Genomic DNA, 13,740 nt, shown 5'->3' with positions numbered 1-13,740 from the left:
TCGTAAAGGCAGGGATTTCTCATGCGAATCGGCATTTATGGCAGTAGCTTCGACCCGATCACGTATAGTCACCTATTCACAGCAGCCACAGTGGCTCATCGAAGACGTCTTGATAAAGTAATCTTCGTCCCTTGCTCCTCCAAGCGCCATGACAAAAAGATGCAGACAGATGACGTTCATCGCTTGCGCATGCTGGAATTGGCGCTGGCAACTTGCCAAAACAAGACAAACAGCATGGGCAATCCCCTGTTTGAAATTTCGACAGTTGAGATGACTGCTCTTCCAGGCGAAACATATACGTATGACACCATGATCCATATGCGCAAAAAATATCCGACCGATGAGCTATTCTTTATTATGGGCTCAGACCTGCTTACGGGTATGTCGAATTGGGGGAATGCGGAGAAGCTCCTGAGTGAGTTTCATTTCATCGTCATGTCTCGCGAAGGCTATCCGACTGCCGATCTGATTGCGGAGGATGCGCTGCTACGCAACAACGATGAGCATTTCCATATCATGAGCAAAGGCATCAATATGGGAATCAGCTCGACGTACATTCGCGATGAAATCCGCAAGGGCGGAGACCCCAGCTTTTTACTGCCGGATGAATGCTTGAAATATATTTATGAGCAAGGTATTTATCGCGGATAAGATTGCGCAAGAAAATAAAAAAACAGCCGAGCATTTTTGTCGGCTGTTTTTTCTGCTTTGGTTTAGCTTTCGTATGCCTTCTGTCCGATCCTTTTCGACTTGCTTTGGTAGTTTACGAGATAAATGCTCACGACAATCAGCACTAACCCGGCAAGAAGCGTATACGTAATCGGCTCGTCCATAAAAATCGTTCCGGTGATGACGGCAATCAACGGCACGAGGAAGGTAAAAGCGGCAACCTTGCTGGCTTCCCCCGCATTGACCAAGCCAAAGTAAATCGCAATGGCAATCGGCACCCCGAACGTAGAGCCATATCCAAGCCCGATGAGATACTGCGTATTCCAGACGATATCCGACCAGTTCTCCAGGCCAGCTCCCATTACGGTAAGCACAGCCCCACCCAAAATATTTTGTATGGCAACCATCCAGAGAGAATCTACCTTGCCACTCTCTTTTTTTACGTAAATGACGCCAAGCGCCCATGCCAATGCTGTCAATAATCCTAAAATGACTCCAATGGTAGATACTTGTCCTGTGAAGCCGTCTGCGCTCACCGACACGATTCCGAGGAAGCCCAGAGTCAATCCTGTGATTTTTATCCAGGTCATTCTCTCCCCCAGCCACATCCAGGCAAGCAGTCCGATGAGAATCGGTTGGAAGTAGACAAGCACAGAGAATAAGCCACCAGGCAAATAGTTCAAGCCTACTGTCTGAATACCGTAGAACAACAAGGTGTTTAATACGGCTGAAATACTGTATTTCGGCCAATTTTCACGCCATTTGATCTTTTTCCACTTTGGCATCAAACAGAGTGCGAGCAGTACGCCTCCAATCAGAGAACGCATTCCTGCAAATAATATAGGCGGGGTATATGCCAGTGCCATCTTGTAGATCGACCAGCTGATCCCCCAGATGAATACTAAACTTGCAATCGCTATGGTTGTTTTAATTGAAAACCTTCCCACAGGGGACCTCCTTTTTTTTTCGATAAAAGTTAAAATACAGTTCATAGTATCACAGATTTTCACCCTGCGGTCATATTCCTACAGTTTAAAAAGCTTACCTAGAAAACTAGTTGTCATTCAGCAGCGTGAGCAGTATAATGAGAGCAGCTAACATTTAATGGATGGAGGGTGAATCATTTGAACAATTGTTTATTTATTAGAAAAGCAAATTTCATAATAAATAAACATGAAGCAGCGTTCACCCATCTCGATATGGAATAAATTGGATATACGACATAGATTCTCATATGCCAAAGATCTTTCTCTTTCTTTTGGCATAGCGTTTCATCAGGGTGCTTCTGTTTATAAACAGAGGCATCTTTTTTTATGGAAAAAATGGGGTGATGAAATGAACAACTAAACCTTTTCACAAATTCAAGACGAAACGAGGTAGTCGGCATGATAGAAATCAAAAACGTAACGATCTACTCCACAAAGGATGACCGGACAATCATCAAAGACTTTCATGTAACGATTCAGCCCGGAGATAAACTCGCCATTATTGGCGAAGAGGGCAATGGAAAAAGTACGCTATTAACATTCATTTACAATGAACAGCTCCTCGCAAATTACTGCACCTGGGAAGGGAAAATCAATCGAAATGATTATTCATTCGGGTTTCTTTCTCAGGAACTGACAGATGCAGAGAAGCAAATGACCATTACCGACCTCTTCCGGGAAAACAATTGGAACAAGCATCTCTTACAGGCGATGGATGATTTCGGCATTTTATCATTGGTTTCTGAGAAACAGGTTGGCTTTCTTTCTGGCGGTGAACGATTTAAATACCGTTTTTTACAGCTGCTGGCCTCTGATCCTGACGTCCTCTTGTTAGATGAACCTACGAATGATTTGGATCTGCAAACGATGGAATGGCTAGAACAATTTATAAATCAAACGACGATCCCCGTCTTATATGTATCACATGATGAAACCTTTATTGCCAACACAGCAAACGGTATCATTCACCTGGAACAAACCCAGCGCAAGCAAGTACCCAGATATACGATTTCGAGGGAACCATACGAAGAATACCTCTCCACCCGGATGAACCAGTTGAACAAACAAGAGCAGATCGCAAAAAAACAGGCTTCTGATCATAAAAAACAAATGACAAAATGGAATGACGTCTGGCAAAAGGCAGAGCATCAGCATCAAAATGTTGCTCGGGCAGATCCAAGGCTGCAAAAGAAAATCAAGTCTTTAAAAAGCCAAAAGAAACGCATCGAAAAAGAAGCAGAAGCATTCCAAGAGGTGCCGAGTGTCGAAGAAGCAAGTGACTTTCAATTTGCTTCGACGATTCATGTGCACAACAGCAAAAAAATACTCGACTTCTCGCTGGATGTCTTGCAGATAGCAGACAAAGTGCTGGCGAAGCATATTCATTTATCCATTACGGGGCCGGAAAGGGTCGCGATTATCGGAGAAAATGGGGTTGGAAAAACGACGTTATTAAAAATGGTGAAGGATGAGCTGCTGCAGCATTCCTCACTAAAAATAGGCTACATGCCGCAAAACTATGAAGACCTCCTGGATGTATCCAAAACGCCTATTGAGTTTTTGGAAACGATCGGGAACAAAGAAGCGATCACAAGAGCTTTCACTCATTTGGGCAGCATGAGATTCACTTCTGACGAAATGCATCATCCCATGGTAAACCTTAGTGGTGGCCAAAAAGCCAAGCTGCTCCTGCTAAAAATGATTCTCGATCAGTGTGAGGTGCTGATTTTAGACGAGCCCACACGAAATTTCAGCCCATTAACCACTCCTGTTTTGTGTCGTGCCTTAACAGCCTTTGAAGGTGTTATCATCAGCATTTCACACGATCGCCGTTACCTTCATGAGGTCGCTACAGTCATTTACGAGCTAACTCCTGTCGGGCTAACGAAAGGAAGATAGGCTTGTCTAGTCATCGAAAAAACGGCGCTCACTGCCTGAACTGTGAACTGTGCCCCATAAGATGGACGCTTTTAAAATGCGCCTATCTCTTATGGGGCATTTTTGTTTTCCTCCGAAAATCCGCATCAAACTGCTTTCTATTATCCACTTTCTGTTTGAACTGGGCCAAGAAGTGAAAAAAAAAGGGTTGCAATAAATTGCCCAGGGGAATAAAATTTGTCTATCGCAAATAATGTTTACCTAGGGAAACATTATTAACAAATGCTTATATTCTAAAGAAGGACGATGAGAACTATGAATAGTCAAGCGACCAAAGTAGAGGAGAATACAGGATGGCTACGCCCCAGTTCCAATGTGAGCTTAGAGGAGGTTAACAATTCCATCTCCATTCCAAGCAAGGGTAAGTTTTGGAGAAAATTCTTTGCTTTTGCCGGACCTGGTTCGTTAGTGGCAGTAGGCTATGTTGATCCTGGCAACTGGGCGACATCCATTGCCGGAGGCGCACGTTTTGGTTATACGTTACTATCCGTTATTTTAATTTCCAATTTAATTGCCATGCTTCTCCAATCATTAGCTGCAAGGCTGGGAATTGTTACCGGCCGGGATTTAGCCCAGGCTACACGGGACGCAGTTGGTAAAAAGACCGCCATTACTCTTTGGATTTTAACTGAGCTTGCCATTGTAGCGACCGATTTGGCCGAGGTTATCGGATCTGCCATCGCTTTAAACCTATTATTTGGGATTCCGTTATTGCTGGGGATTTTAATCACTACTCTTGATGTGCTGCTGTTATTGCTCTTACAAAAGAAAGGATTCCGTATCATCGAGTCCATCATTATCGTATTAATGGCAACGATATTCGTCGTATTTGCCTTTGAGGTCATCGTTTCAAAGCCAGAATTATCAGCATTATTTGGTGGCTATGTTCCAAAGATGGAGATTGTGACCAATCCCGAGATGCTTTTCATTTCTCTAGGGATCCTGGGTGCAACCGTAATGCCGCACAATCTGTATTTGCACTCTTCCATTGTGCAAACCAGACAATACGCACGAACCAAAGAAGGTCGTAAGGAAGCAATCAAATTTTCTGTTTTGGATTCAAACCTTTCACTCACGCTCGCCTTCTTGATTAATTCTGCCATTCTGATTCTGGGTGCAGCTGCTTTTCACGGAACCGGCTTGGATGTTTCTGAAATTGAAGCAGCCTATGAATTATTAAGTCCAACGGTTGGTGTAGGCATTGCGAGCACATTGTTCGCGGTCGCTTTGCTCGCCTCCGGTCAAAACTCGACAATTACGGGAACATTAACAGGACAAATCGTCATGGAAGGATTTGTACGCTTACGGGTGGCACCTTGGCTTCGTCGTCTCATTACTCGTTTGATAGCCGTAGTACCCGCATTTATTGTTACCTGGATTGCGGGGGCAAAGGGGACAGGAGAATTACTCTTATGGAGTCAAGTTGTACTGAGCTTACAATTGCCATTTGCTGTTATCCCACTCGTCTTATTCACAAGCGATAAAAAGAAAATGGGCGAATTTGCGAATCGAACATGGGTGAAAGTTCTGTCTTGGCTTTCCACGATTGTCATTCTGGCTTTAAATGTGTTTTTAGTGGCTTACATCATCGTAACTGGTCATGAATTAGGCTAATCTGCATCGCTTCAGCATGATAAGAGAAAACAAAAAGCCGGGGAGCTTAGCCCCCGGCTTTTCCATGCTCAGAATCAATGCGTGCCGTCATAGACGTTTATATCCCTAGTTGTTCTTTGCGCAGAAACTGTTCAAAATCAGCAGTTGCCAACGGTCGACTGAAGAGATAGCCTTGTCCTTGTCCACAGCCGTTTTCCTGAAGTGCCGCTACTTGGTCATTTAGCTCGATGCCTTCGGCGACAACCTTCATATTCAAGCTCTCCGCGATCGTCACAATCGCTTTTACAATCGCTTGGCTCTCCTGATTATGGTGAACATCACGAATAAACGAAGCATCGATTTTGATCGTATCGACAGGCAAGCTCTTGATGTAGCTAAAGGAGCTGTAGCCTGTCCCAAAGTCGTCAATAGAGATCTGAATTCCGATATCCCGAATTTGCTGAAGCACGATCGTCGCCTCATCCATTTTGACAAAAATACTTTCTGTGATCTCCAGCTCCAGCCACTTCGGCTCCAATTGCGTTTCTTCGAGTGTCGCCTTGATCATATCCAGTAAATCCTTTTGATAAATTTGTCTCACAGATAAATTGACGGACACTTTTAATTCGTAGCCCTGATCGTGCCATCTTTTGTTTTGCTTACATGCTTCTTTTAAAATCCACTCGCCCAATGGGATGATCATGCCGCTTTCTTCTGCAATCGGGATAAAGCGGTTGGGAGGGATGATTCCCAGCTCAGGATGCATCCACCGAACCAACGCTTCCATTCCGGTAAGCGTCCCGGTTTTGATGTCCATTTTTGGCTGATAATAAATTTGGAAATGCTCTTGCTCGATCGCTTTGCGCAGTTCATTCTCCATCAGGATGCGCTCCAAAGATTTGGCTTCCATGGACGGATCAAAAAAGTCAAAGCCATTCCTGCCCCGTGACTTCACTGTGTAGAGCGCAGTATCTGCACGCTTTAGCAAATCCTCTGCATTGTCCCCGTCATCTGGAAACAGGGAGATACCGATGCTGCTGGAAATGTTGAATGCTTGCCCGTTCATATAAAACGGCTCTTGCATCACCTGCATGATCTGCTCGGCTACAGCTGCGGCTTCCTCTCGCTCAGTCAGATTTGAGATCAGGACTGTAAATTCATCTCCGCCTAGGCGCGCGACCATGTCTCCTGGCTTGACACTTGCCTTCAAGCGTGTGGCGGCCTCTTTCAGCAGCAAATCCCCGACGTCATGCCCGAACGAATCATTCACGTCTTTAAAACGGTCTAGATCGAGAAAGAGCACTGCCATATTCGACTGAAAGCGTTTGGCTTGCATGATTTCCTTGCCCAAATGCTGCACATACATGCGCCGATTAGGCAGCTCTGTCAATGCATCGTGATAGGCGAGATAGTGAATCAGCTCTTCTGATTGCTTCCGTTCGGTCGTATCACGCGTAACCTGGATCAAACAGGTGACATTGTCATGCTCATCAATGATCGGGTTCAGCTTTGTTTCCGTCCAGATCGGCTTGTCTCTTTTGGTTTTTAGCCTGCATTCCACCAAATATTCTTTTCGTGTAGAAAAAGTGTGCTCGATTGCATACAGAAAATTGTCTCTATCCTCATCGGCGATCCAATCAAGCATGTTTCGAATCTCTTCATCTGGAACGTCATGCGCCCAGACCGATTTATGAGCAGGGGAAAGATACAGAAATTCCCCACTTCGATCAATCATACTGATAATATCAGAAGTATTTTCGGCGATGATGCGATATTTCTCTTCGCTTTGTCGCACTTCCTCTTCCATTTGTTTACGCGCTGTGATGTCGCTTCGGATCGAAACGTATTGATAGATTTTCCCCTCTTGATTTCGAAACGGTACAATCGTAGTGTCTACCCAGTAATAGCTGCCGTCCTTTGCACGGTTGCGAATTTCTCCTCGCCAGATTCGTCCCGAGCCAATGCATGCCCACATTTGCTTGAAAAACGTCTTGGGGTGATAGCCTGAGTTTAGTAAACGGTGATCCTGTCCGATCAATTCATGCCGTGGATATTTGGAGATGTGGCAAAATTGGTCATTAGCTCGCAAAATAATCCCGCGATGATCGGTCATGGCTACAATCGTCGATTGGTCCAGCGCGGTCCTGACATCTGCCAGCTCGCGCAGGGCATCTTTCAATTTTTCGTCTTTCTCGTGCAAAAGCTCTTCCCACTCTTGGGGCGTCAGCATGGCTATTAACTCGTTTCTCATCTCTATCACCTATCTATGGAAGTAGAACTACTTTTTGGATGCCGCAAAAAAAGGACCCTTTTCTGAAGGATCCAGTTATTCACAATGGTAAGTTCGCTTCATTTTACCATGTATTTTCCAAAGATCAATGAGAGAAAGCGAGAGTCATGCAACAATATTTCGAAATCATCGGCTCGAAAGAAAATTTTATTTCAATCAAATTTTTTCTTAGATGATTTTATTTTCTTCCAATGCCCGTATTTTTTCCTCCGAGTATTGCAGCTCAGCCAAAACCTCTTTTGTATGCTGTCCCAATAACGGAGCGGGGCGTTTGACTTGTCCCGGAGTCTTGGACATTTTGGCTGGAAACCCAAGGCTTTCGATTCGTCCTCCCAGCGGATGGTCGTACTCGATGACCATGTCCCGCGAGCGGATATGCGGATCATTCAAAGCTTCATCATAGCTGTAAATCGGACTGGACGGGACGCCTGCTTCATCCAGCTTGGTGAGCCAGTGCTGCGAATCCTCCTGAATGAGAACATCCTGGATGACTTGCTCCAGTTCCTCCAAATTTGCCTGCCGTTCGCTGTTTGTCAAAAAACGCGGGTCATGGATCAGCTCTTCTCTTTCGATGACATCCCGGCAAAATTTTTCCCACAGCTTCTGATTGCCCGCACCGACGAGGATGTGTCCGTTTTTGGTCGGAAAGCCTTGGTAAGGAGCTGTCACACGATGCGCGGAGCCATTCGCCCTGGAAACCTCTCCTGCCCCGAAATACGCAGCCGATTCCCAAACGGTCCACGCCAAGCCCGAATCGACAAGCGACAAATCAATATACTGCCCCTCTCCCGTTGACAGCTTGTGGATATATGCAGCCAGTATGGAATAAATCGCCGTCATCCCTGCTGCAATATCGTGAATGGCAATCCCGTTTTTCACCGGGCGTCCGTTCTTTTCTCCTGTCATGCTCATCAAGCCGGACAAGCCTTGTGCCATAATATCGTAGCCGCCCTTTTGACTGTATGGCCCTGTCTGCCCATAGCCGGAGATTGAGCAATAGATCAAGCCTGGATTGAGCTGGCGCAGGGTCTCGTAATCGATCCCCAGCTTTTTGGTCACACCCGGTCGGAAATTCTCAATGAATACATCCGCTGTTTTTACCAAATCGAGCAGGATTCCTAGTCCCGCTTCTTCCTTTATATTTAAGCGAATTCCCCGCTTGTTGCGGTTCGCCATCATATAGCTATAGCTTTCCTCTTCTACATATGGGCCCATGATCCGGCTGTCATCACCATGCGGATATTTTTCCACCTTGATCACATCTGCCCCCAGATCTCCGAGTACCATCGTGCAGTAAGGACCTGCCAATACTTGCGTCAGGTCGATTACCTTCATGTTTTGCAGCGCTTGTTGCATGAATGTTTGCCTCCCAGAGATGTTTTACACGCGAACGAGAATGCTTTCGTTCAGATCAGCAACGGAATTGCTTCCGGATAGAGCCATGGCTACATCCAGCTCGTGGATCAGTGTATCGAGTACGCTAGCCACTCCTTTTTCACCAGCGACGGCAAGGCCGAACAGGAACGGACGTCCGATCATCACAGCATTCGCCCCCAAAGCGATGGCCTTCACGACATCTGCACCTGTGCGAACACCGCTGTCCAGCAAAACAGGGATTTTACCTGCTACTACCTTTGCGATTGCGGGCAATGCTTCCAGTGTAGATATCGCCCCATCCATCTGCCGCCCTCCATGATTAGAGACAATAATGCCGTCTACCCCGTACTCCACTGCAAGCCGCGCATCATCTGGATGAAGAATTCCTTTTACCAGAATAGGCAGACTTGTCTGTTCACGCAGGAATGCAATATCATTCCAGTTCAGTGCTGGATGATAAATATTTTTCAAGATTTCCTCCACGACATTTTCAGCAGTAACCTCTGTCAGACGCGAGCAAAGAACAGGATCGGTAATGTAGTTTGCCATGCCTTTTCCTTCGCGCAGCGGTGAATAACCATTGCGGAAATCACGGCGCTTCCAGCCCAGCATGATTGTGTCCACGGTCAGCACAATTGCAGAATAGCCTGCTGCCTCCGCCCGTTTTACCATGCTCGCTGAAACTTCGCGGTCATTGGACCAATACAGCTGGAACCAGCGTGGCGCATCGCCCATTACTTCAGCAATTCTCTCCATCGGGTGAGCTGAAACCGTGCTGACCACAAGCGGAACCCCTGCTTCCTTGGCCGCCCTGGCAGTTGCCAGCTCTCCCTCTGGATGAGCGATGGCTTGCATCCCTACTGGCGCCAGCATAATCGGCGTGCGCAGAGACTGGTTGAACAAAGTGATGCCCATGGTGCGGTTCGTCACATCCCGCATCATCCGTGGCACGATCGCCCACTTGGAAAAGGCTGTCCGGTTGGAAGCCAGTGTTTCCTCTGCCCCCGATCCGCCTGCGATATAGTCAAAAGGTCCATCCGGCAAGATTTCTCGCGCTTGTCGTTCCCAATCCTCTACTGAAACAGGAAGCGATTGGGTATCTTTGTTCACTCTCGTAAAAAGGAGGGACTCCTTGTTTGTTTCTGCCATGCTCTCTCTTCCTTCCATTTGGCTTTCATTTTACTTCCTGGTGTTTAGCGAAAATTCGGCTTTCTCTTTTCCAGAAATGCTTGTACGCCTTCTTTGTAGTCATCGGAATTAAATGATTGCAGCACAAGCTGTGCAATCTGCTCATCTTCTTCGGTATGTCCATTCAAAATGGCGCTGATCATTTGCTTTGCGCCTCGTATGGAGACCTGAGAGCGCTGGGTGAGCAATCTGGCAAACTCGTACGTTTTTTCTATGAGCTCTTCGCTCGTATAAATGCGATCAATCAAGCCAAAGCGATATGCTTCGTGCACATCCAAAGCACTGGCTGTATATAAGATCTCTTTGGTTCGGGATGGTCCAATCAAATCTACCAGGCGCTTCGTACTTGTTAAGTTGTATACGATTCCCAGCTTGGCAGGCGTAATGGCAAAGATGCCATCCTCTGCACTGAAGCGAAAATCACACGAGAGCGCGATGTCTAATCCTCCGCCAACCGCGTATTTGCGAATCATGGCAATCGTCGGCTTGGAAAAGGTATGCAAACGGTCTACCGCTTCCATAGACTTGTCATTGTACGCCTTTGCCTTTTCGGCAGAAGAACGATTGGAAATAAACTCGCTAATATCGGCTCCTGCTGCAAATGCTGTATCATCAACTCCCCTGATCACCACTACCTTGGTCGCTTCATCAGCTTCCAGCTCCTCCAAAAGGCTCGTGAGCGTCTTCCACATGTCCAGCGTAAAAGCATTTCGTTTGTCAGGACGATCAATCACAATCGTTGCAATGGCATCGGCCTTTTCGATATATAAAGCTTTTTCTCCCATTTTTTGTCTTCACCTTCCGTTTCCTAGCATTAATCTTTTTTATATTTTGCCGCCAAGCGGTTTCCAATCGATTGCAAGCACTGAACCAACACGATCAAAATAAAGACAGTTACATACATGACATCGACCTCATAGCGCAGATGTCCAAATCGATAAGCCAAATCTCCTAAACCGCCTGCCCCGACCAGTCCTGCCATGGCTGTCCCACCAATCAGCGTAATGAGTGCGATGGTTAAGCCCAAAATGATCGATGGCCGTGCCTCTCGCAAGAGCACATGCCAAATGATATGTCTCGTCCGAATCCCCATAGACTTATAAGCCTCGATCACACCGCTGTCTACCTCCAGCAGGGCATTTTCCATCAATCGCGCAATATTCGGCGCAGCGTGGACAATCAAGGGCACTATCGCTCCCTTGATACCGATGGATGTACCGACGATCAGCTTGGTAAACGGCAAAATGAAAAAGAGCAGGATGATAAAAGGAATGGACCGGAGAATATTGACCAACACATTCAATACCGTATAAACCGCTCGATTCTCCCAAGCATTGCCGGGTCTGGTCAAAATCAAGAGAATTCCCAGTGGCAGACCGATCAGGACGGAGAACAAAAGCGATATAGAGACCATTTGAAATGTTTGAACAACCGATTCTCCAATAATCGGGAGGCGTCCCTCAATAAATTGCTGAATCTCAGACATGTGTAACCTCCACTCCCTCTACCTTTACTCCTTGTTCCTCCAGATACGAAATCGCCTTTATGGTTTCTTCCTTGTCGCCGTGCAAATGGACGACTAGAGTTCCTATCGTCTCCTGCTTGAGTGCAATAATTCCTCCTGCGAGGATATTCGGAGAAACCGGAAATTTGGCACTAACCGATGCCAGCACTGGCTTACTTGAGCTCTCCCCGACAAAGGTCAGCCGAACCACTGGGCCAGTCTGGATCAAATCCTGTAATACATGTGGCGGCAGCTCCTTGTGATACGTGCTGTTGACAAAGCGCTTCGTGGTCGGATGTGACGGTCTGGCGTAAATATCGACCGTTTTGCCTTGCTCGATGATTTTCCCTTTTTCCATAACTGCCACACGATCACAAATCTTCTGAATCACGTTCATTTCATGCGTAATCAGCATGATGGTAATGCCGAGCTCTTCATTGATTTTGAGCAGCAGCTCCAGGATGGATTCTGTCGTCTCAGGGTCTAAAGCGCTTGTCGCTTCGTCACTAAGCAAAATTTCTGGTTCCTGGGCAAGTGCCCGCGCAATTGCGACCCGCTGCTTCTGACCACCGGATAGCTGGCCTGGGTACGCGTCATGCTTGTCTTCGAGTCCTACAATTTGCAAGTATTTTTGAACACGCTTATCGATTTCTTTTTTGTCTACATCCGTCAGCTTGAGCGGGATAGCAATATTGTCATAGACGGTCGCCGTTTTTAAAAGATTGAAGCCTTGAAAGATCATTCCGATCTTGCGCCGTACCTTGAGCAGCTCCTCTGCCGATACGTTTGTCACATCCCGGCCGTTGATGATTACCGAGCCTGTTGTCGGCGACTCCAGCAGATTGACGCAGCGAATCAGTGTACTTTTTCCTGCACCACTATAGCCGATAACCCCGAAAATCTCACCTGGCTGGACTTCTAGCGATACGTCGTCAATAGCAGGAATCGTCCCTTTTTTTGTCTGAAAGCTCTTGGACACGTTGGTTAGCTTGATCACGCTGCTACAGAACCTCCCTCTTCATCAGGCCAATTATGGTCTTCTCACGCAAAAGTGGCCCCGCCAAGGATTTGACGGAGCCGTGGGGATTACCAGACCGGGATAACCGAGCCTTCAAAGGTATCTTCCACGAATTTTTTTACTTCATCGTTCTGGTACGCCTTTACCAGCTTTTGTACCGCGACATCATCCTTGTTTTCCGAACGAACCACGATGATGTTATGATGCTTGGATTCCTTTTGCTCCAGGAAGAGCGAGTCCTTGCCTGGCTTCAGGTTGTTTTTGATTGCGTAGCTTGTGTTAATCGCTGCAGCAGTCAAATCATCCAGCTGCTTGGCGATTTGTGCTGCATCCAGCTCCACGAATTGCAGCTTGCGTGGATTCTCGGCGATATCGAGAACAGTCGCCTCGTCGCCTACGCCATCTTTAAGCTTGATCAGACCGGCACTTTGGAACAGCATCAGCGCGCGAACACTGTTTGTTGGATCGCTTGGCAGACCCAGCTTGTCCCCTTCTTTTAGCTCATCGAGGCTCTTGATCTTTTTCGAGTACATGCCCATCGGATTCAGTACAGTTTGTCCTACCCCTACCAGATCGGCCTTATGTTCTTTTTTGTAGGTCTCCAAAAACGGGATGCTTTGATAGCTGTTGGCATCGATTTCTTTTTCGACTAGCGCGATATTAGGCATCTGAAAGTCAGAGAATACTTTCAGCTCAACTTCAAGTCCGTCTTTTGCCGCTACTTCCTTTACTTTCTCCAAGATTTGTTCATGCAGGCCCGAAGTAACCCCCACGACAATTTTCTTCTCGTTAATGGCTGTGCTTGATGTCTGTGATCCTCCGCATGCTGTCAGAGCCAATGCCAAGAAGCCTGAAGCAAGTAAACCAAGAGCTTTTTTCATGATGTACGTTCCCTCCAAAATTCCCTTGTATACAACTAGGATTAGTATGAATAACAATCATAAGTCTACCCCACGCAAGCCGTCTCGCTCTTGCGTGTTGATCGAACAAAAAACAAAGATACAATTATGTGAAAATTATTACATAGACCAATATACTATATCGCTAATAACCAAGTCAATTACTCGACTTTAAAAATATTTATTTTATCGGAGGAGCCCAGCAGTCCCTTTACACAGCTTGTCTGCTGTAATTTCTCCCATTTTTTAGACATCCGTCTATCCTCTTTTTCATTTTT

11 protein-coding genes are annotated in these 13,740 nt (G+C 46.4%); 3 read left to right on the top strand and 8 right to left on the bottom strand.

All coding sequences use genetic code 11. The features are described from left to right. The first annotated feature begins 21 nt into the window (after positions 1–21). A complete protein-coding gene (gene nadD, locus ADS79_RS03865; protein ID WP_049737113.1) occupies positions 22–651 on the top strand; it encodes a nicotinate-nucleotide adenylyltransferase in 630 nt (209 codons plus the stop codon). A gap of 62 nt (positions 652–713) precedes the next feature. Here nadD and ADS79_RS03860 read toward each other — a convergent pair whose 3' ends face one another. After that, positions 714–1,616 carry a DMT family transporter gene (locus ADS79_RS03860; protein WP_049737112.1) on the bottom strand — a complete coding sequence of 301 codons (903 nt, stop codon included), beginning with the start codon at positions 1,614–1,616 and terminating at the stop codon, positions 714–716. A gap of 438 nt (positions 1,617–2,054) precedes the next feature. Here ADS79_RS03860 and ADS79_RS03855 point away from each other — a divergent pair, with 438 nt between their 5' ends. Next, positions 2,055–3,554, top strand: coding sequence for an ATP-binding cassette domain-containing protein (locus tag ADS79_RS03855; RefSeq protein ID WP_049737111.1), 1,500 nt, complete (start codon positions 2,055–2,057; stop codon positions 3,552–3,554). Positions 3,555–3,848: 294 nt separating this feature from the next. Beyond that, positions 3,849–5,207: an Nramp family divalent metal transporter gene (locus tag ADS79_RS03850; protein ID WP_049737110.1), complete on the top strand. Its 1,359-nt coding sequence runs from the start codon at positions 3,849–3,851 to the stop codon at positions 5,205–5,207. Between the two features lie 97 nt (positions 5,208–5,304). On the opposite strand, the gene ADS79_RS03845 is transcribed toward ADS79_RS03850, so the two are convergent. The 7 genes from ADS79_RS03845 to ADS79_RS03815 form a co-directional block, all read right to left on the bottom strand. Next, positions 5,305–7,437: a bifunctional diguanylate cyclase/phosphodiesterase gene (locus ADS79_RS03845; RefSeq protein WP_049737109.1), complete on the bottom strand. Its 2,133-nt coding sequence runs from the start codon at positions 7,435–7,437 to the stop codon at positions 5,305–5,307. 207 nt (positions 7,438–7,644) lie between these two features. Beyond that, positions 7,645–8,832 (bottom strand): CaiB/BaiF CoA transferase family protein, encoded by a 1,188-nt coding sequence (locus ADS79_RS03840; RefSeq protein WP_049737108.1) that lies wholly within the window; start codon positions 8,830–8,832, stop codon positions 7,645–7,647. 24 nt (positions 8,833–8,856) lie between these two features. Next, positions 8,857–10,002: an alpha-hydroxy-acid oxidizing protein gene (locus tag ADS79_RS03835; RefSeq protein ID WP_049737107.1), complete on the bottom strand. Its 1,146-nt coding sequence runs from the start codon at positions 10,000–10,002 to the stop codon at positions 8,857–8,859. Positions 10,003–10,046: 44 nt separating this feature from the next. Further along, the gene (locus ADS79_RS03830) at positions 10,047–10,826 is read right to left on the bottom strand and encodes an enoyl-CoA hydratase-related protein (RefSeq protein ID WP_049737106.1); all 780 of its coding nucleotides are present in this window, start codon (positions 10,824–10,826) and stop codon (positions 10,047–10,049) included. A gap of 29 nt (positions 10,827–10,855) precedes the next feature. Next, positions 10,856–11,527, bottom strand: coding sequence for a methionine ABC transporter permease (locus tag ADS79_RS03825; protein ID WP_049737105.1), 672 nt, complete (start codon positions 11,525–11,527; stop codon positions 10,856–10,858). Beyond that, on the bottom strand, positions 11,520–12,542 hold the full coding sequence (locus tag ADS79_RS03820; protein ID WP_049737104.1) for a methionine ABC transporter ATP-binding protein: 1,023 nt from the start codon (positions 12,540–12,542) through the stop codon (positions 11,520–11,522). Before ADS79_RS03820 ends, ADS79_RS03825 begins: the two co-directional genes overlap by 8 nt. An 89-nt stretch (positions 12,543–12,631) precedes the next feature. Further along, positions 12,632–13,444, bottom strand: a complete 813-nt coding sequence (locus tag ADS79_RS03815; protein WP_049737103.1) for a MetQ/NlpA family ABC transporter substrate-binding protein — start codon at positions 13,442–13,444, stop codon at positions 12,632–12,634. Between the last annotated feature and the right edge of the window lie 296 nt (positions 13,445–13,740).

The sequence above is a fragment of the Brevibacillus reuszeri genome (assembly GCF_001187725.1).
Taxonomy (GTDB): Bacteria; Bacillota; Bacilli; order Brevibacillales; family Brevibacillaceae; genus Brevibacillus; species Brevibacillus reuszeri.
This window is presented reverse-complemented; position numbering and strand designations above follow the sequence as displayed.